Annotated in this window: 18 protein-coding genes; 16 read left to right on the top strand and 2 right to left on the bottom strand. The window is 54.8% G+C overall.

The window, feature by feature from the left end:
* Positions 1-84: 84 nt before the first annotated feature.
* The 10 genes from DD586_RS19865 to DD586_RS21615 all read left to right on the top strand — a co-directional run bounded on the left by DD586_RS19865 (position 85) and on the right by DD586_RS21615 (position 18,384).
* Positions 85-1,815, top strand: coding sequence for a ShlB/FhaC/HecB family hemolysin secretion/activation protein (locus DD586_RS19865; protein ID WP_012886578.1), 1,731 nt, complete (start codon positions 85-87; stop codon positions 1,813-1,815).
* 12 nt (positions 1,816-1,827) lie between these two features.
* The gene (locus DD586_RS19860) at positions 1,828-2,364 is read left to right on the top strand and encodes a toxin-activating lysine-acyltransferase (protein WP_012886577.1); all 537 of its coding nucleotides are present in this window, start codon (positions 1,828-1,830) and stop codon (positions 2,362-2,364) included.
* Between the two features lie 12 nt (positions 2,365-2,376).
* On the top strand, positions 2,377-10,929 hold the full coding sequence (locus DD586_RS22195; protein ID WP_012886576.1) for a two-partner secretion domain-containing protein: 8,553 nt from the start codon (positions 2,377-2,379) through the stop codon (positions 10,927-10,929).
* A gap of 2 nt (positions 10,930-10,931) precedes the next feature.
* A complete protein-coding gene (locus tag DD586_RS19850; RefSeq protein WP_012886575.1) occupies positions 10,932-11,381 on the top strand; it encodes a hypothetical protein in 450 nt (149 codons plus the stop codon).
* Positions 11,382-11,919: 538 nt separating this feature from the next.
* A complete protein-coding gene (locus DD586_RS22075) occupies positions 11,920-12,339 on the top strand; it encodes a hypothetical protein (RefSeq protein WP_157668910.1) in 420 nt (139 codons plus the stop codon).
* Between the two features lie 393 nt (positions 12,340-12,732).
* On the top strand, positions 12,733-13,623 hold the full coding sequence (locus tag DD586_RS19840) for a VENN motif pre-toxin domain-containing protein (protein WP_012886574.1): 891 nt from the start codon (positions 12,733-12,735) through the stop codon (positions 13,621-13,623).
* Positions 13,610-13,867, top strand: a complete 258-nt coding sequence (locus DD586_RS19835) for a hypothetical protein (RefSeq protein WP_012886573.1) — start codon at positions 13,610-13,612, stop codon at positions 13,865-13,867. Before DD586_RS19840 ends, DD586_RS19835 begins: the two co-directional genes overlap by 14 nt.
* Before the next feature lie 42 nt (positions 13,868-13,909).
* The gene (locus tag DD586_RS19830; RefSeq protein WP_012886572.1) at positions 13,910-17,170 is read left to right on the top strand and encodes a hemagglutinin repeat-containing protein; all 3,261 of its coding nucleotides are present in this window, start codon (positions 13,910-13,912) and stop codon (positions 17,168-17,170) included.
* Between the two features lie 2 nt (positions 17,171-17,172).
* Positions 17,173-17,520, top strand: coding sequence for a hypothetical protein (locus DD586_RS19825; RefSeq protein WP_012886571.1), 348 nt, complete (start codon positions 17,173-17,175; stop codon positions 17,518-17,520).
* Positions 17,521-17,829: 309 nt separating this feature from the next.
* Positions 17,830-18,384, top strand: coding sequence for a hypothetical protein (locus DD586_RS21615; protein ID WP_012886569.1), 555 nt, complete (start codon positions 17,830-17,832; stop codon positions 18,382-18,384).
* A 299-nt stretch (positions 18,385-18,683) separates the two neighbouring features.
* On the opposite strand, the gene DD586_RS19815 is transcribed toward DD586_RS21615, so the two are convergent.
* On the bottom strand, positions 18,684-19,004 hold the full coding sequence (locus DD586_RS19815) for a helix-turn-helix domain-containing protein (RefSeq protein WP_012886568.1): 321 nt from the start codon (positions 19,002-19,004) through the stop codon (positions 18,684-18,686).
* Between the two features lie 98 nt (positions 19,005-19,102).
* Between DD586_RS19815 and DD586_RS19810 the strand changes: the two genes are divergently transcribed.
* The gene (locus DD586_RS19810) at positions 19,103-19,360 is read left to right on the top strand and encodes a helix-turn-helix domain-containing protein (protein WP_012886567.1); all 258 of its coding nucleotides are present in this window, start codon (positions 19,103-19,105) and stop codon (positions 19,358-19,360) included.
* A 7-nt stretch (positions 19,361-19,367) separates the two neighbouring features.
* Here DD586_RS19810 and DD586_RS19805 read toward each other — a convergent pair whose 3' ends face one another.
* Positions 19,368-19,700, bottom strand: a complete 333-nt coding sequence (locus DD586_RS19805; protein ID WP_012886566.1) for a helix-turn-helix domain-containing protein — start codon at positions 19,698-19,700, stop codon at positions 19,368-19,370.
* Between the two features lie 484 nt (positions 19,701-20,184).
* Here DD586_RS19805 and DD586_RS19800 point away from each other — a divergent pair, with 484 nt between their 5' ends.
* The 5 genes from DD586_RS19800 (at position 20,185) to DD586_RS19775 (ending at position 24,703) form a co-directional block, all read left to right on the top strand.
* Entirely contained in the window at positions 20,185-22,017 is a 1,833-nt protein-coding gene (locus DD586_RS19800) for a hemagglutinin repeat-containing protein (RefSeq protein WP_228669802.1), read from the top strand.
* Between the two features lie 209 nt (positions 22,018-22,226).
* Positions 22,227-22,556, top strand: coding sequence for a hypothetical protein (locus DD586_RS22340; RefSeq protein WP_228669720.1), 330 nt, complete (start codon positions 22,227-22,229; stop codon positions 22,554-22,556).
* On the top strand, positions 22,553-23,002 hold the full coding sequence (locus DD586_RS19790) for a hypothetical protein (protein ID WP_012886565.1): 450 nt from the start codon (positions 22,553-22,555) through the stop codon (positions 23,000-23,002). Before DD586_RS22340 ends, DD586_RS19790 begins: the two co-directional genes overlap by 4 nt.
* Positions 23,003-23,822: 820 nt before the next feature.
* Complete coding sequence (locus DD586_RS19780) at positions 23,823-24,098, top strand: hypothetical protein (protein ID WP_041164677.1); 276 nt, start codon at positions 23,823-23,825, stop codon at positions 24,096-24,098.
* A gap of 107 nt (positions 24,099-24,205) precedes the next feature.
* Complete coding sequence (locus DD586_RS19775) at positions 24,206-24,703, top strand: hypothetical protein (RefSeq protein ID WP_012886563.1); 498 nt, start codon at positions 24,206-24,208, stop codon at positions 24,701-24,703.
* The last annotated feature ends 42 nt before the right edge of the window (positions 24,704-24,745 follow it).

The raw sequence follows: 24,745 nt of genomic DNA, 5'->3' as shown, positions 1-24,745 counted from the left end.
TTTTGTTCTCTTACGCGTTTATGTAAACTCCGCATCGTAAATTATTGTATGTTTCTTTACAGTTTTTTGACGAAACGGATAGCTATGTTCATCGATCTTCAGGGAAGAAGGCGCAATACGGCCTGTTTTAAGCAATTCCCCTTATTTCTTAAATTTTACTTTTTATTTTCAATTTCTTATTGTTTTTCAGCATCGGCGGCAGAACCCGGCGCCCCGCTGGAGCAGCAATCCATTAGCCAGCAAGAACGGTTGCGTGCTCAGGAGAAAAAGCTGGCACCGGTAACACCGGATGTCCGGTTTCAGACCTCGCTGGAAGAGGTCTCTGGCAACGGGTTTCCCGCAGAGCAGCCGTGTTTTGATATCGACCGTGTCGAACTGGCCGGACTGACTTCCTTTCCATCCTGGTTACCGCTACAGCGTCTGGCAGATACAGGCCGTGGGCACTGCCTTGGGGTCAAGGGCATCAACCTGTTGATGAGCCGGTTACAGAACCGGCTGGTTGAATATGGCTATGTGACATCGCGTGTCCTGGCACCCGCGCAGGATCTGAAAAGCGGTACCCTTAAACTGGCGTTGGTGGCAGGGACGATTCGCCACGTGGTTCTGATACCGGAGAGCGACCGCTATGTGCAGCTCTATAGCGCACTGCCCGCGCATGAAGGTAACCTGCTGAATCTGCGTGATATCGAGCAAGGGCTGGAAAATTTGCAGCGTTTGCCGACGGTGAAAGCCGACATGCAGATTGTTCCCGGTGAGCAGCCGGGTGAGAGTGATGTCGATATCAGTTGGAAACAGTCCCGCCACTGGCGTGTGGCGACCTCGCTGGATGACTCGGGTACGCGCAGTACCGGCCGTTATCAGGGCGGAATGACGCTGTTTCTGGATAACCCGCTATCGCTCAGTGACATGTTCTATGTATCTGCAACCCACGATCTGCAATGGCGTAGCGCCCAATCCAGCCAAAACTATACCGCGCACTATTCGGTGCCGTGGGGCTATTGGCTGGCGGGTATTACCACCAGCGGGTACGACTACCACCAGACGATCGCCGGTATCAATCAGGAATATAAATACAGCGGTCGCAGCCAGAATCTTAACGCCAGCCTGCGGCGGGTTATTCATCGCAATGCCACGCAGAAAACATCGGTCAGCTACGAGCTGCTCACCCGCCAGACACGAAATTACATCAACGACACCGAAGTGGAGGTGCAGCGGCGTAACAGTGCCGCCTGGCGTCTTGGTTTACAGCATCGTCACTATATCGGGCAATCCACGCTGGATATGGCGGTCAGCTACCAGCGCGGCACCCGTTGGTTCGGCGCACTACCGGCCCCGGAAGAAGCGTTTGATGAAGGCACCGAGCTGTCGAAGATTGTGCAGTGGACAACGCAACTGGAGGTGCCTTTCCATCTGTTGGCGCAACCTTTCACCTATAACCTGCAATATCAGCAACAGCACAGTCTGACCCGGCTGACCCCCCAGGAACAATTTGCCATCGGTAACCGCTGGACGGTGCGGGGATTTGACGGCGAGCGCACCCTGAATGCCGATGATGGCTGGCTGGTTCGCAATGAACTGGTGTGGACGACGCCGTTGCCGGGGCAGTCACTCTATCTCGGCGTAGATTATGGCGCGGTGGACGGCGGCGGCAGCGATACCTTGCTGGGACGCCATCTGGCCGGGGGCGTGCTGGGCTGGCGCGGCGCGGTTAAGAGCATTAACTATGACCTGTTCGCCGGTATCCCGCTCTCTAAACCCGATGGATTCAACACCAGCCCGGTAACAGTAGGATTTACCCTCAACTGGCAGTATTAGGACGTAGCAAGGATGCAGATTGACCATTTTGACGTTCAGTCGCCAGCGTTAATTGGCGGCGAAAGCAGCGAAGCAGAAATCCTGGGGGCCGCCGTGTGGCTCTGGATGCATTCGCCGCTGCACCGTGATGCGCCCTTACAGGCGTTATCGACATTACTGTTGCCGATTATCAAGCACCAACAATACGTGGTGGTCAGCCAGCAGCAACAGCCAATTTTTTTCATGAGTTGGGCATGGCTGGATGCCGAAGCCGAACGGCGTTACCTCACCCAACCCTCTATTCTGATGCCGCAGGACGACTGGGCCTGTGGCGATCGCATGTGGATTATCGATTGGATCGCGCCCTTCGGCCATTCTCGCGCCATGAGCCATCTGGTCTGCCGCACGTTATTGCCGGATTACTGCTTTCGTTCGCTTGACCATCAGGGTGCCAGACGTGGCAAACGCGTCTTCGTACACCATGGCGATCAGGTATCACGTCAGTCACGCGATCACTGGCTGCAACAACACCCTTTAGCTGAACCGCTTCCCGAGATTTGCATTCGATAAGGATATCTTGCTGTGAACAAATTGCTCTACCGGATCATTTTCAACAAAAGCCGCGGCATGTTGATGGTTGTGGCGGATATTGCCCGATCAGGACAAGGCGGTGGTGGCCGTTCCTCACGACCCGGTACCCTTTTGCCGCATCAGTGGGCCCGTCTTTCTCCGCTGGGTTTTGCACTGCTAACCGCGCTTGGTTGTGTGTCTATTGTGGCACCCGCTCAGGCGGGAATTGTGGCGGACGCGGGTGCGCCAGCTAACCAGCAACCGGTGATCGTTAACACCGCCAACGGGGTGCCGCAGGTTAATATCCAGACGCCCAGCGCGGGCGGCGTATCCCGCAATACCTACAGCCAGTTTGATGTGGATGGCAAAGGCGCCATCCTCAATAACTCGCGCGAACGTATCCAGACGCAGCAGGGCGGCTGGGTTGAACGTAACCCCTATCTGGCGCAGGGTGAGGCCAAAGTCATCCTCAATGAGGTGAATTCCAGCAACCCCAGCCGCCTGGGTGGGTATGTGGAGGTGGCAGGCACCCGGGCGCAGGTGATTATCGCGAACCCGGCGGGCATCACTTGTGATGGCTGCGGTTTTATTAATGCTAATCGGGCGACGCTCACCACTGGCCGGGCGCAGATGCAGGACGGCAATCTGACCGGTTATGACGTGCGACAAGGTGAAATCATTATTCAGGGCGGCGGGCTGGACAGCCGCACCCAGGATTACACCGATATCATCGCTCGCTCCGTGAAAGTGAACGCCGGTATCTGGGCTAACGATTTGCGGGTCACCACCGGTAGCAATCAGGTCAGTGCCGCCCATGACAACATTCAGGCGAGCCGTGACGGCAGCGCCTCGCCTCAACTGGCGCTGGATGCCTCGCAACTGGGCGGGATGTACGCCGGGAAAATCCGTCTGATTGGTACCGAGAAAGGGGTTGGCGTGAGAAACGCCGGGAATATCGGTGCCTCGGCAGGCAGTGTGACGCTGACGGCTGACGGGCGCATCGAAAATAGCGGCACAATCAACGCCAGTCAGGATATCCAACTGACTTCACGTCAGGACATCAGCAATCAGGGCAAGGTATACGCCAGTGGCGAAACGTCAGTCACGGCAGGTGGCCAGCTTGGCAACAGTGGCGTTATCGCCGCCGCCAGCCATACCCGCATCAAAGGCGGTACGATAAACAATAGCCAGTCGGGTGCGATCGCCGGTGGTATGGGGGCCGACGGCACCTTGTCCGGCAGCGGCACGCTAACGCTGGATGCCGATGGCAACCTGACGGGCAACGGTAAGCACCTGGCGGCGGGCCAACTGACTGTGACCGGTAGCGATGTGGATCTGGGCGGTAGCCAGACCTACGGCAAACAGGTGGCGATCACGGCCAGACAAGGCAGTGTCTCGGTCAGCGGTGCCAATATTCAGTCGGACACCCTGCTGTCGCTGAATGCGCCGGTCAGCATCAACAACGACGGCGGCATATTGCAGGCGGATACCCTGAACCTGAGTACCGACCGGTTATCCAACCGCAAAGGGAATCTCATCCAGACGGGCAGCCAGAGCCTGACACTGAATCATCGCGGCGGCATCGACAATCGTGGTGGTCAGGTCATCAGCAATGGGCAGGATCTGACGTTGCAAACCCAGCAGCTCAACAATCAGCAAGGCAGCATTCAGCATGTGGGCGCGGGTCATTTCACGCTGACGGCCGGTCAACTGGATAACCGACAAGGAACGCTCAGTACGGTTTCCGGCGATGCGCTGATCACCAGCCAGCAGCAGTTGCTTAATGACGGCGGCAAACTGGGGGCGGGTAACCGCCTGCAGATTCAGGCGAACGGCATGAGCAATACCGCCGGTCTGGTGCGGGCGAATGCGCTGGATGTCGACTTGCAGCAAGGCGGTTTGATTAACACTCAGGGAACGTTGCTCAGCCAGGGCGCGTTCACCTTAAATAGCGGTGATGTGGATAACCGCAACGGTTTGCTGGTGAGCGGCGCGGATGCCGCGCTCACGCTGGGCGCGCTGGATAATCAGGGCGGGCGGATCGGTGCGACCGGCACGCTGACGATGGATACCCTGCAAGTACAGAACGATACCGGGTTGATACAAAGCGGTGGTCTGCTGTCGTTAAACACCAACGGCCAGTCGTTGAGCAACGGTGCCAGTGGCAGCCAGGGCGGCATCACCAGTCAGTCGGACATCCAACTGCGTACCGGGGTGTTCAGTAACCTCGGTGGTGCGGTGATAGCCAACCGCAACCTGACGTTAAACAGCGGTAGCCTGAATAACCAGCAGGGACAACTGGCTGCACTGGGTGCCTTGCAGGCGAGCACGGCCGATGTCAGCAATCAGGGCGGCAAAATTCAGGCGGGGACGTCGCTGAGTTGGGATACCCGCCCCCTGCGCAGGGCGGCCCGGCAGTTCATGGCCCTGTTGGCAGCCGCACCGGCGGCAAACAATGTCATCCTCAATGCCGGTGGGCAGATCCAGTCCGGCGGTGACCTGACGTTGGCCGGTTCATCGCTCGATAACTCTCAGGGCGGGTCTATCATCACCAACGGGAACCTGACGGTGACCGCGGATGGTGGCATCAGCAACCAGAGCGGTACCCTGCAGGCGGTGGGCAACCTGACGCTGGATGCGGTGCAGGCGGTGATCGACAACACCCTGGGGCTGATTCATGCCGGGCAGCAGGCCACGTTGCTGGCCGGGTCCGTACTGAATCAGGGCACACGCAACCAGAATGGGATTCTGGGTAACAACGTCAGTGTGACCGCCGGTCAGTTGCAGAACGGCAACGGCGCGGTCACCGCCAGCCGCGATCTGTCGCTCACCCTCAGCGGCGCACTGGATAACAGCAACGGCATGCTATCCAGTCAGGGCAGCAGTGAGATGCAGGCCGATACTCTGCTGAACACCAATGGCGATATACAAGCACAACAGCAACTGACGTTGACGGCCAATCAGTTAAGCGGCGATGGCCGCCTGCTGTCGTTGGGCAACATGCAGGTGTCGCTCACACAGGACTTCATCAACACCGGCAGCGTGCGCGCCAGTAATGCGCTGACCTTCCAGACCAACGGGCTGCTGCGTAATGCGGCACTGATGCAGGCCGGGTCAACGCTGCAACTGGGTGCGACGAATCTGGAAAACCTGAACGGAGCCGAGATCAGCGCTACCACCACCCGGCTCAGTGCAGGCCAGACGCTGACCAACTACGGGCTGGTGGATGGCAGCAACACGTTGCTCACCGCCTCCACGCTCAATAACCTGTCGACCGGTCGGATCTTCGGTGATGCGCTGGCGCTACAGGCCGGAACGATCAATAACCTCAACCAGAATGGCGTGGCACCGGTGATTGCCGCCCGCCAGCGGCTGGATCTCGGCATGTGGGCGCTGAATAACAACGAACACGCCCTGATTTACAGCAGCGGGGCGATGGCGATAGGCGGCGCGCTGGATAGCCAGAACCAGGCGACCGGTCAGGGTGGCGTTATCAATAACGGCAGTGCGACGATCGAAGCCGCAGGCGACATGGTGCTGAATGTCGGTACGCTCAATAACACCAATAACCATTTTGCCACCGCGATCGTGCCGGTGTCGGATGAACAGGTGCAGTTGTACCGCATGGCCGGGTCGACCACCATGTACACCCCAGACCAGATCAGTATCAGTCATGGTGAAGTTGACGGCCTGATTACGCCAGACGGCGGCAACGAAGAGTTTACCCGGTATGATTTCACCCGGCATACCGAAGAGTCGCGCATCATCCAAAGCGACCCCGGCCAGATACTGTCGGGCGGCAATCTGCTGATTACCTCCGGTATGGTGCTGAACGACAAGAGCCGCATCATTGCCGGTTCAGGACTGGGGATCAGTGCCGGACAACTGAATAACGTGGAAGTCCCCGGCGAACGGCATATTACTGAAAACGGCACCGCCACCAGTTTCTGGCGTATTCGTCACAAAGGGCGTGACGAACAAGGTCACGATAGCGCGGCGTATACCCCGCCGGAGCAGATCCAGTCGATCACCTTGCAGCCGGGGGCGATACAGTCGTTCACGGCGGCGGCCAGCAACCGTGGTTTACAGGGGCGCAGTGACAGCAGCGTGAACGGCAGCGTGGCGGGTGCAACCGGTGTGAATGCCGCCGTGTTGCAGGCGCTGCCCAATCAGCCGGTGATGTTGCCATCCGGCCAGGTTTTCGAAGTGACGTCGGGTACCGCGCCGGAAAGTGGTAAACCCGCGGCCATCATCAGGCTGGTGGGGCCGAACCTCCGGCTACCGGATAACAGCCTGTTTCATACCAACCCGGACCGTAACGCCAGTTATCTGGTGGAAACCGACCCGCGCTTCACCAACCAGAAGACCTGGCTGAGTTCAGACTACATGCTGAGTGCGCTCACCGGCGACCCGACCAGCGTCCACAAACGTCTGGGGGATGGGTTCTACGAACAGCGGCTGGTGCGTGAGCAGATCGTCTCGTTAACCGGGCAGCGCTACCTGAATGGTTACAACAACGATGACACCCAGTTCAAGGCGCTGATGGATGCCGGTATCGCGTTTGGCAAGCAATACGGGCTGACGCCGGGGGTGGCGCTGACAGCGGAACAGATGCGGTTACTGACCAGCGACATGGTGTGGATGGTCAACCAGACGGTGACGTTGCCGGACGGCACCACCCAGACGGTGCTGGTGCCACAGGTTTACGCCCGACTGAAAGACGGTGATCTGGACGGCAGCGGGGCGCTGCTGGCCGGGCGCACGGCGGATATTCGTGTTGATGGCGATATCAACAACAGCGGCCGTATTCAGGCGGCAGGCAACGCCACCCTGCTGGCAGAGAACCTCAACAACACCGGTGGGCTGATCCACGCCAATGATCTGGCGTTGCAGGCGCGCACCGATATTACCAGCATCGGCGGGCTGATTTCGGGCAACGACAGCCTGACGGCGCAGGCGGGACGGGATATCACCCTCACCACCACGACCCGCAGTGCCACCAGTGCCGACGGCAATTTCAGCCGTACCGCGCTGGACCGGGTGGCAGGCCTGTATGTGCAGAACGATGCCGGGAAACTGGTATTGCAGGCCGGGCGTGACGTTAACCTGACGGCGGCGCAACTGACCAACGGCGGTGAGAATGGCACCACCACGGTGGCGGCCGGGCGGGATATCAACCTGAAGACGGTGACCACCGCCAGCCGGGATAATATCGTCTGGAACGGCGATAATCGGGTCACACAAAGTGCCAGCCATGAGCAGGGCAGCGAAGTAAACGCCAAAGGCGATATTCACATGAGTGCGGGCCGTGACCTGACGGCGACGGCCGCCTCGATGAGCGCGGGCAACGGTCTGATGCTGGCGGCGGGCAACAACCTGACTATTCAGCAGGGAACGGATACCGCCACGCTGGATGAGCGGCACAAGACCACCGGCAGCAACGGCTTTGCCTCCAAGATAACCACGGTACGGCAGGATACGGTAGACCGGCAGACGGCGGCGGCGAGCGTGCTGAGTGGCAATACGGTGGCGCTGGCGGCAGGCCATGACCTGACGGTCTCGGGCAGCGATGTGGCAGGCACCGGCGATGTAAGCCTGTCGGCGGGCAATACCCTGACGGTAACCGCAGCCGAGGAGCGGGATGCACAGATGCACCTGCGTGAGGAGACGCACTCCGGGCTGATGGGCAGCGGCGGTATCGGGTTTACGATAGGCAGCACCAGCCAGAAGACCACCACGGCGGAGAGCGCGCAGCAACATCGCGGCAGTACGGTAGGCAGCAGCACGGGGTCGCTGACGCTGAACGCGGGCGGGTCGCTGGGTGTGGCGGGCAGCGAGCTGATAGCGGGTGAAGACGTGACGCTGAAAGGGCGTGACGTGAGCGTGGTGTCGCTGGAGAATCGACAGGACAGGCAGGAAACGCGGGAGCAGAAGCAGAGCGGTCTGACGATTGCGCTGAGCGGTAGCGTGGGCGGTGCGCTGAACACGGCGGTGGAAACGGCGCAGTCCTCGCGTGAGACGCAGGACGGCCGGGTGAAGGCGCTGCAGCAGACGAAGGCGGCGCTGAGCGTGGCACAGGGCGTGCAGGCGGCGCGGCTGGCGCAGGCGCAGTCGGAAGGGGCAGGCGGTCAACAGGGCGGCCAGACGGTGGGTGTCAGCGTGTCGTACGGCAGCCAGTCGTCCAAATCGGTGCAGGCGCAGACGCAGACCACGGCGCAGGGCAGCAGCGTGACGGCGGGTCGCAATCTGTCGGTGACGGCGACGGACGGTGACGTCACGGTGGCGGGCAGCACCCTGAAGGCGGGTCAGGACCTGCTGCTGGATGCGTCGCGGGATATCCGGCTGCTGTCGTCGGCGAACACGCAGCACACCGAGGGGAGCAACCAGAGTCAGGGTGGCAGTATCGGGGTGAGCCTGGGGGTGAGTGCCTCGGGCAGCTTCGGGCTGAGCGTGAGTGCAAGCGTGAACGCGGCGAAGGGCAGCCAGCACGGTGACGGGGTGACGCACACGGAAGCGCTGCTGGAAGCAGGGCGGGCCGCGGTGCTGCACAGCGGTCGTGACACCACGCTGCAGGGGGCGCAGGTCAGTGCGGAGACAATAAAGGCGCAGGTGGGGCGTGACCTGCTGATACGCAGCGAGCAGGACAGTGACCATTACGACAGCAAGCAGCAGAGCATGAGCGCCGGGGTGACGATACCGATTTACGGCGGGGGGGGCGGCGCGAGTTTCAGCTTCAGCCGTGACAGGGTGAACAGCAACTTTGAGAGTGTGCAGGAGCAGTCGGGGCTGTTTGCGGGCCGGGGCGGATTTGACGTGACGGTGGGGAACCACACGCAACTGGACGGCGGGGCGATAGCGTCGACGGCGGGGGCGGAGAAGAACCGGCTGGATACGGGGACGCTGGGGTTCAGCCATATCGACAACCACGCGGCGTACAGCGCGTCGCACAGCGGGGGCGGGTTTGGCACCGGCGGCCCGACAGGGATGCAGATGCTGAGCAACCTGGGCGGGCTGGCGCTGGCGGGGGCGAACCAGAGCGGCTCCTCATCAGGGACGACCTATGCGGCGGTGAGCGACGGCACGCTGATAATCCGTGACAGGGCGGGTCAGCAGCAGGACGTGAGCGGGCTGAGCCGGGACACGGCGGGGGCGAACCGCGGAGCGCTGAACCCGATATTTGATAAAGAGAAGGTTGAAAGCAGACTGCAGCAGGCGCAACTGATGTCGGACATCGGTGCGCAGGCGCTGGATATCGCCTCGACGGAAGGGGCGATAGCGGCGACGAAGGCGGCGAACGAGAAGGTGGCCGGGGCATCGGCGGCGGAGCGTCGGGCGAAGGGCAGCGAGCTGGCGCAGGCGAACCCGAACAGGGCGATAACGCAGGATGACATCACGCAGGCGCTGTTCCAGTCGTACTACGATGAGGCGATGCGGACATCGCCGTACGGAACGGGCGGCGCGGTACGTCAGGGCATTCAGGCGGTGACGGCGGCGCTGCAGGGCGTACTGGCGGGGAACATGGCCCAGGCGCTGACCGGGGCGGCAGCGCCGTATCTGGCCGAAGCCATCCACCGGGCGACGACGGATGCGGCGGGCAACACGGACGTGGCGGCGAACACGCTGGCGCACGCGTTGCTGGGCGCGGTGGTAGCCCAGGCGAGCGGGAATAACGCACTGGCGGGGGCGGCGGGTGAAGCAGGCGGTGAACTGGCGGCCCGCGCCCTGATGGAAGCGCTGTACCCGGGCAAGACACCCTCGGAGCTGAATGAAGAGCAGAAGCAGTACATCAGCACGCTGGCGACGATAGCGGGTGGTCTGGCGGCAGGCGTGGTGGGGAATACCGGCGCGGACGCGGTGCAGGGTGCACAGTCGGCACAGGTGGCGGCTGAAAATAACTCGCTGGGTTGTTCGCCGACCAGTTGCATAAATAGCCCTGGTGATGATCTCATGCGCGGTGGCGGTATGGGGGGCGGCATGATGGGTGGTGCCGCTGGTGCTGGACTTGGGGCTATCATTGCTGAAATATTTGGAGGTAATGACAAGTCGGCAGTAACCGACACCGGCGGCGATCAGATCGCAAACCAGGGGCCGACAGATACGGGGGGAGATCAGACTGCAACCGGAAATGTGCCGTCGCATACAGGGAATGATCAGCCGCAAGGTCAGGGAGTAACAAATACCGCAAATCCCGATGGCGCACCGTCTACAGCCGGAAACACCACCACGACGCCGATCCCTGATGGGCCGAGTCAGGATGATTTGGCTTATCTTTCTGGAGATACAAAATATGTACCAAGCCCCAAACATGCCGAAGGCGGTTGGGGAACGCCGATGGATTTGAGTGATTCTAAAGCTCAGGAGGTTTTAAATAATTCTATCCAAGGCGGCAAACAACGTTATGGCGTTAGTGATGGAAAACTTTATGAATTCCAACCAGATAATGTTGGCGGTTGGCATGGGTATCCCATACCGGGTACTGAGGCTCCGCCTAAGGTTCTGCGTGAGTTCTTATCGCGTGGAGACATAAGTAAGGCTCAATATAACAAAATGATTAAGGGCAAATAGCAATGGGTAGATTAAATATCAGATTGCTTGATATAGGGTCGCTAGATGACGGTCAGTTAATTGATCTTACAATGGAAGAAAATGGATCGTTAAAATCCCTATTTAAAGGAAGAGTTGATTTTCAACTGCTTATCGAGTGGTTTTTGGATAATGAGGAAGACATTAAGTCACTCGAAATTCCTGTAGGGTATTTAACCGATACGTCAATCGCAGAGGGCATTCATTCTATTTATGAGAATCTGGATGTGGATAATGACGAAGTCGTCGATAAAATGTTTGATTATCGGTCAAGTCATTGCCTGAGGTTTGCTAGTCGTGGAACTGATTTTCCTGAAATATATATAGGGAAAAATGGTGTGAGATATGAAATTTCTATATTTAATGAATGTGAGCAATGGAGATATTTTTTTGATATCGATGATTTTTTCGATGAATTGAAACTTCTTTCCTAATCTAAACTCGGCACAAAGTAGGGATTGTTATTGCCAGCCTTTGCGTTACGCTTTCATCCCCGTCGTCTTTGAGCCTGAGCGGCGGGGTTGTCTGAAAGAGCTTCAACCCCCCCGACAGGAAATGTTTTGTCATTACCGCCATGCCGACGGTATGACAAACCACCCGGTCAGGGCTACGCCCCAACACCCCACCCATAAAACAAAAACCCCGGCCAGCGGCGTGGGGGCGGGTGTTATTACTCGTCAAACTTCAAGCCATCGGGGTGACGATACCTATTTACGGCGTGGGTGGCGGCGCGAGCTTCAGCTTCAGCCGTGACAGGGTGAACAGCAACTTCGACAGCGTGCAGGAGCAGTCGGGGCTCTTTGCGGGCCGGGGCGGATTTGGCACTGGCGGGGGCGAACCAGAGCGGCTCCTCATCAGGGACGACCTATGCGGCGGTGAGCGACGGCACGCGGTGAATTATTAGGAAGCCAGGCTGTCGCTCAAAGAGTTATAGGGGCTGGTATCGCAGGAGCAGCTAATGGAGTATCCCAAGTGCAAAGTATAATTCATGATCCGAACGAAAAATTCAGCATTTCAAGCCTTTTTATTGCGACTTTATCTGGTGGGTTAAGTGAGGGAATGAAAGCGCCCGGAACGGTTGTTATAAGCACAGCTGGTGCTGGTATTGATAGCGTTATTTCTGGAAAGAATCCACTTCCACCAATGATAGGAGCCGCTGGCGGAAGTTTAGGTGGATATTATGTAGGGTATGGGGTTGAAAAACTGGGAGATAAATATATTAATCCATGGAAAAATGGTTTTAAGGATTATCGTGATCCTGTTTTCCCTTCCATAATAAACCCTCCAAAGGTTAGTCCAATACCTTCCATTTCAGGGGCTGCAGCTGGTTCTTATTTTTCTGAACGGACAGGAAAGTTTATTGAAGATAATGCTAGTGAGAAAATAAAATGATAAAAAAGATTATATTTATTTTTTTTGTTATTGTTTTGTTTATCTGCCTAATGACTTTGGGTAATATTTTAATTTCTTTTGTTTCTAGAGGGTACGCCTACGTTGGGTATAGTGTTTGGCAACCTTATGAAATTTCTGATTTTAAATTTGATGTTTTATCTGGAGTGAGTGCAGGCACTTTAATTGGATGCTTAATATCCATCGATTATATTTTTTTTAATAGTCGTAATCGGTGGTGAGCGAAGGGACAATCGTCAGCCGCGACAAGAACAAACAGTAGCAGGATGTGGCTAATCTGAGTCGCGACGCAGAGCACGCCAACCAGACGCTGAGCCCTATCTTCGACAAAGAGAAAGAGCTGAACCGGCTGCGTTGGGAGCGGCAGGCGGTAGTGTGGCTGCCGCGAACAGCAGCGGCATTGGCAGCGGGGCGAATGCGGCACGGGTTGAGGTGGAGAATAATTTCCTCGGAAAAACATCTTCAGACAAGCTCTTCGCAGCCATTGAGAAAATTAAGGCTGGTGATAAGTCCTTAGCTACCGCTAACGAGCTTATTAAGATGGAAAATGCGGATCAACGCAGTGAAGTGCTTTTGGATAAGTTCAAGCACGATCCCTCTTCATTATCAGAGTCTGAACAGATCGAATTGAATGCCTATGTCAGGGTCTATGCGTCTGAGATGGAGTCTGCTTATGGTCCCGATGAAGCTAAACAGAGGGTTCAGGGGCTTTTTGCCTATCCCGGTGTTAAGCGTAATCCTGACAATGAAGCCTTGAATCAGGCTCAAGGCATTGTAAATACCTGGGGCTACCATAAATCAAATGCCAGTATTGGTGATGCACCTCTGATAATGGCGGGGAGTGTGCTGGGACTGACCATAAAAGGAATGGCGGCTAATGCAGCAATTGGTGTGGGGGTTAATGCAGGTGTTCAGCTTGCCGGAAAAGATCCGTTCAGCTATGTGGATGCAATTATGGCAGGAGTAACAGCGGCAGCAACGACGGGGAAAGGTATTATAGCCTCAACACCTATCAATATGGGAGGCGCAGCAATTGGCAGTAGTATTAAGGGGGAAGAACCGACTAACGCTGTTGCAGGTGCTGGAGCGGGTACTGTTATTGGTGGTCTCGGAGGTGAAGTAATAAAAGGAGCCGCCTCAAAACTTGGAAAAGATGCTATATCTGATTTAACAGGTACAGTTATCGGGGGCTACATCAGTGAGAAAACAGGAAATGCTGTAAAAGATATTCTCGATAAAAAGGATGATGCCAATGCTAAAAAATAGCCTTATTAGATTATCTAAGTTGATATTATGCTGCTTGGCTTTATTTTTAGTTGCTGATACGGCATTAGTACTTCTTGCATCATTAATTATTTATTTTAAAAAAGATTTTTTCCCATTCAGTTGGCAGGACGTTTTTTCATCCTTTTTTGAATCAGGATATGTTGGAGGCCTTATTTTAGGTGTCGGAATATGGATAAAGGTCACGCTAGAAGAACGTAAGGCCCGAAAAAAGCCAGCCAAATAATCCTATAAAAAAATCCCGGCCCCTAAAAAGGCCGGGATTTTTTTGTCTGCCAGTCAGAACCGCAGTTCAGTCTCAATCACCAGCCGCCCGCGCTCGACGGTAACCGCAGCCCAGGAGCGGGATGCACAGACGCACCTGCGTGAGGAGACACACTCCGGGCTGATGGGCAGCGGCGGTATCGGGTTTACGATAGGCAGCACCAGCCAGAAGACCACCACGGCGGAGAGCGCGCAGCAACATCGCGGCAGTACGGTAGGCAGCAGCACGGGGTCGCTGACGCTGAACGCGGGCGGGTCGCTGGGTGTGGCAGGCAGCGAGCTGATAGCGGGTGAAGACGTGACGCTGAAAGGGCGTGACGTGAGCGTGGTGTCGCTGGAGAATCGACAGGACAGGAAGGAAACGCGGGAGCAGAAACAGAGCGGTCTGACGATTGCGCTGAGCGGTAGCGTGGGCGGCGCGCTGAACACGGCGGTGGAAACGGCGCAGTCCTCGCGTGAGACGCAGGACGGCCGGGTGAAGGCGCTGCAGCAGACGAAGGCGGCGCTGAGCGTGGCACAGGGGGTGCAGGCGGCGCGGCTGGCGCAGGCGCAGTCGGAAGGGGCAGGCGGTCAACAGGGCGGCCAGACGGTGGGTGTCAGCGTGTCGTACGGCAGCCAGTCGTCGAAATCGGTACAGGCGCAGACGCAGACCACGGCGCAGGGCAGCACCCTGAAGGCAGGTCAGGACCTGCTGCTGGATGCCTCGCGGGATATCCGGCTGCTGTCGTCGGCGAATACGCAGCACACTGAGGGGAGCAACCAGAGTCAGGGTGGCAGTATCGGGGTGAGCGTCGGGGTGAGTGCCTCGGGCAGCTTCGGGCTGAGCGTGAGTGCGAGCGTGAACGCGGCGAAGGGGAGCCAGCACGGCGACGGGGTGACGCACACTGAAGCGCTGCTGGAAGCAGGGCGGGCGGCGGTGCTGCACAGCGGTCGTGACACCACGCTGCAGGGCGCGCAGGTCAGTGCGGAGACGATAACCGCGCAGGTGGGGCGTGACCTGCTGATACGCAGCGAGCAGGACAGCGACCATTACGACAGCAAGCAGCAGAGCATGAGCGCCGGGGTGACGATACCGATTTACGGCGGGGGTGGCGGTGCGAGCTTCAGCTTCAGCCGTGACAGGGTGAACAGCAACTTTGAGAGTGTGCAGGAGCAGTCGGGGCTGTTTGCGGGCCGGGGCGGTTTTGACGTGACGGTGGGGAACCACACGCAACTGGACGGCGGGGCGATAGCGTCGACGGCGGGGGCGGATAAGAACCGGCTGGATACGGGGACGCTGGGATTCAGCAATATCGACAACCACGCGGAGTACAGCGCGTCGCACAGCGGGGGCGGGTTTGGCACCGGCGGCCCGATAGGGATGCAGATGCTGAGCAACCTGGGCGGTCTGGCGCTGGCGGGGGCGAACCAGAGCGGCTCCTCATCAGGGACGACCTATGCGGCGGTGAGCGACGGCACGCTGATAATCCGTGACAGGGCCGGTCAGCAGCAGGACGTGAGCGGGCTGAGCCGGGATACGGCGGGGGCGAACCGCGGGTCGCTGAACCCGATATTCGACAAGGAGAAGGTCGAGAGCCGGATGCAGCAGGCGCAGCTGATGTCGGACATTGGTGCGCAGGCGCTGGATATCGCCTCGACGGAAGGGGCGATAGCGGCGACGAAGGCGGCGAACGAGAAGGTGGCCGGGGCGTCGGCGGCGGAGCGTCGGGCGAAGGGCAGCGAGCTGGCGCAGGCGAACCCGAACAGGGCGATAACGCAGGATGACATCACGCAGGCGCTGTTCCAGTCGTACTACGATGAGGCGATGCGGACATCGCCGTACGGAACGGGCGGTGCGGTACGTCAGGGCATTCAGGCAGTGACGGCGGCGCTGCAGGGTGTGCTGGCGGGGAATATGGCGCAGGCACTGACGGGGGCGGCAGCGCCGTATCTGGCCGAAGCCATCCACCGGGCGACGACGGATGCGGCGGGCAACACGGACGTGGCGGCGAACACGCTGGCGCACGCGTTGCTGGGCGCAGTGGTGGCGCAGGCAAGCGGGAATAACGCACTGGCGGGGGCGGCAGGTGAAGCGGGCGGCGAGCTGGCGGCACACACACTGATTGAAGCGCTATACCCGGGCAAGACACCCTCGGAGCTGAACGAAGAGCAGAAGCAGTACATCAGCACGCTGGCGACGATAGCGGGTGGCCTGGCGGCGGGCGTGGTGGGGAATACCGGCGCGGACGCGGTGCAGGGGGCGCAGTCGGCGCAGGTGGCGGTGGAGAATAACTACCTGAACAGTACAGATAAGAGCCGCCAGACGTATCTCAACCACAAAGAGAACCTGACCGAGCAGGAAAAACAGGAGCGTGATGCGCTGAATCGTAAGGATCTGGAAAGCGATCTTGCAGCGATAAAGGCGTGTCAGGTAGGAGGAAGTGATTGTCAGGCGGAAAGAAATAAAGCCCTTGAGGCGCTGAATACTTATACCAACCTGAGTTACCTGAATCCGAAAGAAGCGCAGGCGGGGTATCAACAGATACAGAGCCTGCTGAACTCGACAGACCCCCTGGCGAAGGATGCATTTAACGTACTGGAAGGGTATACCCAGGCTCTCATGAGGTTCGGGTATACAGAAGAGGAAGCCAGAGCACGGGCTGGGGTTTATATCGGTGGAATGTATCTGTATGGCGGCATCAGTGCCATAGTGGCGTCCAAGGAGCTGGTGAAGCAGTTCGGGGAAGATATAGCGGTGGGCAACAAAAGCTTAGCCGCAGGGGCAGCAAATTCTCTTGTTAAAAATGCAGATGGTATTTATGAAGTAAAAATGGATTCTACGCCTCTGGAAGGCCAACAGCGCTTAAATACACCAGATATAAATGGTAATGGGAAATATAATCCAGCAGAGGCGGCAGCGGCGGCAAGGTTGGAAAACGTGCTAGGGGCATTGGAAAGAGCACCTAATACTGGCGAAAAGGTAGCTGATTTTATTATCACTTCAGGCCCTAATGCGGGGAAAACTGTTGATTTGATGTATACAACCAAGAATTTATCTCAGAAAGAGATCGATGGAATGAATAAATTCTTTGAGAAAAATATGACAGTGACGTTTGAGGGTCAGAACATCCCTGGTGGGCAAAAGCAAATTCTTGATCACTTAGGAAAGGCAGACATAGTTCCTGTTGATTTTACTGTGTTAACCCCTTCAAATCAAAAGGTTTTTATGAATTCCATAAAGACGCTGCCTAAAAATCAACAAGATAAAATTATTATTATGAGGTGATTATGGGTTCTTTTTTTAATATTGGTCGGAAACCATGCAACCATAGCTATGGTGACAGGAGTCTTACTGTAGGGCTTGACAGATCGTCTTCAAATGCTTTGGAAGCGTTGTTTGATGACGCATTGCTGGAGCATTATCCAGATATACATGAAAAGATAATGTTGTACTTACCATTAGATCAAATAACGTTAGCTGAGTTGGAAAAAGAAGAATTCAATGTGGCTGTAAAAACTATTCGTGAGTGTATTAATAATCGAACGGAGCTAACACAAGGGCAAGTATTCCAAAAGCTAGCATGGGATGAATACATTGAACCCCTCATTCAGCAAGATGAGCGCTATCAGCAATAGAGTTATTGAAACGATCCCGGCCTTGTGCCGTGATCGCTTTTTTTACCAGGCCGACTCTGAGTTCCGCTTTAATCACCAGCCGCACGAATTCAACGGTGATGATAACGGGTTGACCAGTGTTAAAAATAAGCATTGGTGGTTCTTGAAAGAAAACTGTTGTTGGGGCTATTTACTTACCGGTGTGTCTACCACTTGTTCTATACTCCTGCACAACTCTGCTAGCGATTTTTTGATCTGATGGTTGACTGAGGCTGCGCAATTTTTGTTAGGTTATTATTAATAATATTTTTTCTGGAGATAATAATTTTTATGAGAAAATTTATAGCAATTATTCCTGTTTTATTTTCTGTGGGATGCTCGATTAGTACAACCAAATCTATGTCTGACTACGAGGGGAGTGACTCTTCGCGTATCCGAGTGAAAAATTATCTCCCTCCGTTAACGTTGGAAGTTCATGAAAAATCAAATGGGTGTTATAAAGTTATAGATGCGAGAACATTAACGGCCGGTGTGAACTTTATAGGAATAAAGTCAACCTATAACAAGAGAATTCCAGGGATGGCTCCTCCCTCAACGGCAATGCAAGGTATGGACTCTCTTGAGTATGTAATTAAAGCTAATCAACACATAAAAATAACCTATCAAGAAGAAACGTTTAGATCTCAATACACTCAGATAATTGCTACACGTTCAGCTTCATTTATCCCTGAAGTTGGGCATGACTATGATATATATCCTACTAATGGTGGAATGGCGATAAAAGATATTACGGCGGCGAATAGTCAAGTTCGTTGGTGGGGGTGGGATGAAGTTGAATGTAAATATCATTTGGGATGGTTCGGTAGGAAAGCATATAATAGTTAATGTCAAATAACTAAAAAGGAGTGAAATATCACTACTTTTATAATAATAATCATGGTCTTTTGGGATGTTCATTGTATTTTTCGATAATAAATTTTCACTATTCAATGTTATTTTTCTACCACAGGGTATCAGGTGAAACTGCTGGCGTTTTCAATCAAAATTGACCGGTATTAAAACAGAAGCGGCCCTGGAGGAGAGGCGGTGGTGATGTCGCTTCATCGTCTTCTGGCCTGCTGTAAACTCGCTGTCTTAGCGCAATATACCTTTAAGGACTCTCTTTTCCTGATGTTTGGGCGCATTCATTTATTCGTTTTCGCCAATACCAAAATCTCTGCCCGTTTCTCTGGCGGCATCTCCCAAAATGCCAGCATCAATTCAGCCAGTTGGTCATCTGCGGTATAGAAGAATGCCAGCGGGACATCAAGTGCGTCCGAGAGCTGTTGAGCGGTATCGATGCTGGCTTCGTGCACACCTTTTTCATAGCGGTTAATACGGGTGCTTGCCACGAATTCATCAATTCCGGCAGCGATGCCGAGTTTTTTCTGTGACAAACCTTTCGCCAGTCTGGCTTGCTTAAGCCGTTGACAGAAAACGTCATGGTAGTTTTGCTTTGCTTTCATGACTACGAGAATCGTAGTTTTTGCTTGAGTGAGATACTACGAATAACGTAGTATCTGCTGTGACTATTCTTCATAACGGTGACGAGTCAGGAGGCTGGATGAAAAAGGATTGGCATCAGGCAGATGTTATCGCCGCTCTGCACAAGCAACGTACCTCGATGGCAGCGCTTTCCCGCTCTGCGGGTTTGAGTGCATCAACACTGGCGAATGTATTGGTCAGGCCCTGGCCGAAGGGGGAATGGCTGGTTGCTGATGCGTTGGGAATTCACCCGGCCGAGATATGGCCGAGCCGGTATTACGGTCAGGATGGTGAATTGATTGATCGTAAAATCAGGATAAGAACGAAATCGCGTTAAGCACGTTTCACGTTGTTTCAGGCGGGTTATTGCCTAACGATGCCAGCACGCTTTCCTGCTGCTCTCTGGGCAAGTCGGCAAACAACAGGATCATTTTTGCCAGATTGTCGTCGTCGGCATAGAAATAAGCCAGAGGGACATTGAGTGCTTCTGCGAGACGCTTCGCCGTCACGATATTCGCTTCATGCACACCCTTTTCATAGCGATTAATGCGTGCACTGGCAACAAACTCATCGATTCCGGCAGCGATACCCAAGCCCTTCTGTGACAGCCCACGCAATAAGCGGGCATCCTTTAAACGTTGACTGAAAACATCGTGGCGTTGCTGGGAAGTATTCATGGCTACGATATTCGTAGTCATGATGAATTTTAGATACTACGATTATCGTAATTATAGCTGGTGGCAGGCAGCGAGCTGATAGCGGGTGAAGACGTGACGCTGAAAGGGCGTGACGTGAGCGTGGTGTCGCTGGAGAATCGACAGGACAGGCAGGAAACGCGGGAGCAGAAGCAGAGCGGTCTGACGATTGCGCTGAGCGGTAGCGTGGGCGGCGCGCTGAACACGGCGGTGGAAACGGCGCAGTCCTCGCGTGAGACGCAGGACGGCCGGGTGAAGGCGCTGCAGCAGACGAAGGCGGCGCTGAGTGTGGCACAGGGGGTGCAGGCGGCGCGGCTGGCACAGGCACAGTCGGAAGGGGCCGGCGGTCAACAGGGCGGCCAGACGGTGGGTGTCAGCGTGTCGTACGGCAGCCAGTCGTCGAAATCGGTACAGGCGCAGACGCAGACCACGGCGCAGGGCAGCACCCTGAAGGCAGGGTCAGGACCTGCTGCTGGATGCGTCGCGGGATATCCGGCTGCTGTCGTCGGCGAACACGCAGCACACCGAGGGGAGCAACCAGAGTCAGGGCGGCAGTATCGGGGTGAGCCTGGGGGTGAGTGCCTCGGGCAGCTTCGGGCTGAGCGTGAGTGCGAGCGTGAATGCGGCGAAGGGCAGCCAGCACGGCGACGGGGTGACGCACACGGAAGCGCTGCTGGAAGCAGGGCGGGCGGCGGTGCTGCACAGCGGTCGCGACACCACGCTGCAGGGCGCGCAGGTCAGTGCGGAGACGATAACCGCGCAGGTGGGGCGTGACCTGCTGGTACGCAGCGAGCAGGACAGCGACCATTACGACAGCAAGCAGCAGAGCATGAGCGCCGGGGTGACGATACCGATTTACGGCGGGGGTGGCGGCGCGAGCTTCAGCTTCAGCCGTGACAGGGTGAACAGCAACTTTGACAGCGTGCAGGAGCAGTCGGGGCTGTTTGCGGGCCGGGGCGGATTTGACGTGACGGTGGGGAACCACACGCAACTGGACGGCGGGGCGATAGCGTCGACGGCGGCGGCGGATAAGAACCGGCTGGATACGGGGACGCTGGGGTTCAGCAATATCGACAACCACGCGGCGTACAGCGCGTCGCACAGCGGGGGCGGGTTTGGCACCGGCGGCCCGACAGGGATGCAGATGCTGAGCAACCTGGGCGGGCTGGCGCTGGCGGGGGCGAACCAGAGCGGCTCCTCATCAGGGACGACCTATGCGGCGGTGAGCGACGGCACGCTGATAATCCGTGACAGGGCCGGTCAGCAGCAGGACGTGAGCGGGCTGAGCCGGGATACGGCGGGGGCGAACCGCGGGTCGCTGAACCCGATATTTGATAAGGAGAAGGTCGAGAGCCGGATGCAGCAGGCGCAACTGATGTCGGATATCGGTGCGCAGGCGCTGGATATCGCGTCGACGGAAGGGGCGATAGCGGCGACGAAGGCGGCGAACGAGAAGGTGGCTGAGGCATCGGCGGCGGAGCGTCGGGCGAAGGGCAGCGAGCTGGCGCAGGCGAACCCGAACAAGGCGATAACGCAGGATGACATCACGCAGGCGCTGTTCCAGTCGTACTACGATGAGGCGATGCGGACATCGCCGTACGGAACGGGCGGTGCGGTACGTCAGGGCATTCAGGCGGTGACGGCGGCGCTGCAGGGGGTACTGGCGGGGAACATGGCGCAGGCACTGACGGGGGCGGCAGCGCCGTATCTGGCCGAAGCCATCCACCGGGCGACGACGGATGCGGCGGGCAACACGGACGTGGCGGCGAACACGCTGGCGCACGCGTTGCTGGGCGCAGTGGTGGCGCAGGCAAGCGGGAATAACGCACTGGCGGGGGCGGCAGGTGAAGCGGGCGGCGAGCTGGCGGCACACACACTGATTGAAGCGCTATACCCGGGCAAGACACCCTCGGAGCTGAACGAAGAGCAGAAGCAGTACATCAGCACGCTGGCGACGATAGCGGGTGGCCTGGCGGCGGGCGTGGTGGGGAATACCGGCGCGGACGCGGTGCAGGGGGCGCAGTCGGCGCAGGTGGCGGCTGAAAATAACTTTCTGTTTGTTGTCCCGGCTGTTGTGGCTGCGGGAGAGGCTACGGCAGCGTGCTTTGCCACAGGGCCATGTGCGGCCGTTGTTGCCGGCGTAGCGACAGCGATCATTGGCAATGAAGTTATCAATGAAGCGAAGAAGGATGACGAAAATGCACCGTCGCATACGGAATTACCGATAGCGGACACAGATCCGACCGGAGGCAAACTGGAAAACCCGGCCCCGACGGAGAGAACACGGCTACCACGCTGACGACGCCGGATCAGTCGGATAAGAACGGAGCCAGCCATACCGGAAATCCCGATGGCGCACCGTTTACAGCCGGGAACACTACCACGACGCCGATCCCGGATGGGCCGACACTAGATGACCTTTTCTATCGAAATGAAAAGATCCCTGGACTTGAAAATGTTCGCCCTGAGAATCCAGGCTATCCGGCTAATCAAGATGTAGTGAACAAAATGAATGATCCGAAGTTTATTCGTTGGGCTAGCGATATTGATTGTACAGATTGTTCTGATATCGCTCCTAAGCTTTTAGATGCGGCTGGAGATCGAGGGAAAATAATTGAAGTCAGACCTACAACCCCAGGTAGTAATTTGAGTGTCTATGAGAATGGTAAAGTCGATCATGAACAAGTCTTTCATCAGGTGTATACTGACGGTAAGTATGTTTACGATCCTAGGTTGTCATTAAAGCCTATTCCTAAAGGTGACTGGGAAAAGCATATCAAATCTATAAATCCTAATGGGGTGACAATATCTGATAAATTTCAAGGGATAAAGAGATGATGAATAGAGAAGATAGATGCTTGCTTTCTGTTATTGAAAAAATTGGGAAATTAGAGTGGAAACGCTATAGCGAGCGTTATCCTGAAATATGGAACAATGATCACTTTGAGAGAACTGACTGCTCTAATATACCTCCTTCTACAAGTTTTCGTTTTAAAGAAGAAAATCCCAATGTGATTAAGCTTCTCCGAGAGGCGTTAGATTCTTATAAAGGGAGGCTTCAATGGAGTATGATAGAACAGCCTAAAGAATATACAGAAGGCGTGAATCGATGCATTATGCCTACATATGTAAAAGAAATAAGAGAAAAAAGACATGAAACATTTGAGGTTTATGATTATATATCGGAGCACTCGCCAGAATTTGGCCTAATTGCGTATGAAGATCTTGTTGGGTTGGCTGACCATGTGCGTTTAGTATTCAAAGATGCTGGATATGATATGTAAATGTTCATGTGATTTTTTAGCAATTTATTAAGACGAATGTTGTATTAAGTGACTATGAGTATCTCTGTTCTTTCTCGGTACCAGCCAGACCCTGTGTACCACCTCAATTGCTCTTCACTCATGAGCATAAGCGGTCTGAAAGTACTTTAGGAGATGTTTTGTGGCTACCGCTATGATGGATTTTCCCCAAAAAATCTGGTCAAGGCTATGCCTCGACAGCCAGGCGCTAAAAATAAATACCCCGAATATGACCGGCGTGAAAAGGGGGCTCGACAAGAGTCAGATAGCCGGTGTAATGCTTGATATTGTGAGGTGATAGTATGGGGGGAAGTTTATTTATCGGTTGGAATTATAATAGGCAAAGAGAAAGTAACTTTCAAAGGACCGGAGGCTTCGTTAACGGGAGTTATTGGGATGCCTTTGGCGATCTGCTGGATGCTGTTTTTTTACCAGATTACCTAATTCTGCATGAAATAATTAAATCTGAAGAAGGTGAATATCTAAAATTTCATTAATTTGTTGAGTTGGATAAAGTGGACTTTAATAAAGCTGTTAAGCTAATCAGGGATTATATTTCGAAGCAACAAAATCCGACAAAATGGCAAGAGATGGCGAAAGTTGTGTGGGAAGATGTTGCAGAGCCTTACATTATTCAGGATGAGCGTTATGACGTTAATTCATGAATAAAATAATGGCCAGACAGGCTGATGTATTTTATTAAATTAAATTGACTAAAATCCCGGCCACTTGAGCAGGGATTTTATCTTTCACGCAGTCACGATACAGATAATCAGCACCCATCGATAAGATTGAACTATTTATGCATGGACCAGCTTCTGGTAACCTTGAAGCTTTGCAAGAAGAATATAATTCCTTAAAGAATGCAAAAATTAGTAGCCAAAAAGAATTTGCAAAATATCCAAATAATGCGAAAAGGATGGACGTGCTAGAAAAACAAATCCATAACATTGATCGCTCTCAAGATATGGCTCGCGTATTAGATCAAGCAGGTATAGTGAATACTGCTAGTAATAACAGTATGATAATCGATAGGTTATTGGACTCAGCACAGGGTGCTACGTCTGCAAATAGATAAAAATCTATTGTATCAGGGCCTAACGGTAGCGTAAGGGTTTATGCTACATGGATAATATTACCTGATGGCAAAAAAAGACTTTCAACTATTAATACGAGAGCATTTAAATGATGATGAGTCCAAATAAACCAGAACTCCAGGAGCTATTTGATGGACTAAACAGTTACCTAGCATATGGTTATGTTAATGAGCTTTCGCCAGAAGATCCTGCGAAAGATGCATTTGATTATCTCAATGCTCTTTATTTAGCTAATCAACATGAAGGGCTCGTTTTTTGCAAGTTAATCTTGGAGTCGGAAATATTATATAATGACTTCCTGAGATCAACTTGTTTATCGTATTTACTATTGTCAGAGAGTAGTTGGCAATATTCTTTTTCATTTTTGCTTGAAAATAGTAAAGCTTTATCAGTTCCGTTACTGAAAGAGGCTCTATTCTATTTTTACTGCGCAAAGAATGAGACAGATCCTTATCCTGTACCAGATGGTTTATTCGAAAAGTTAATGGCAAGATATGAAGAATTGAAAGATGATCCCGATGCGAAATTTTATCATCTTCATGAAACGTACAACGATTTTTTAAAAGCTTACTCGTCGAACAATTAGAACAATCCCGGCCCCTAAAATACGCCGGGATTTTTACATCTG

The sequence above is a fragment of the Dickeya parazeae Ech586 genome, assembly GCF_000025065.1.
Lineage (GTDB): Bacteria > Pseudomonadota > Gammaproteobacteria > Enterobacterales > Enterobacteriaceae > Dickeya > Dickeya zeae.
Note: the sequence above shows the minus strand (reverse complement) of the source record. Positions and strands in the feature narration are given on the sequence as shown.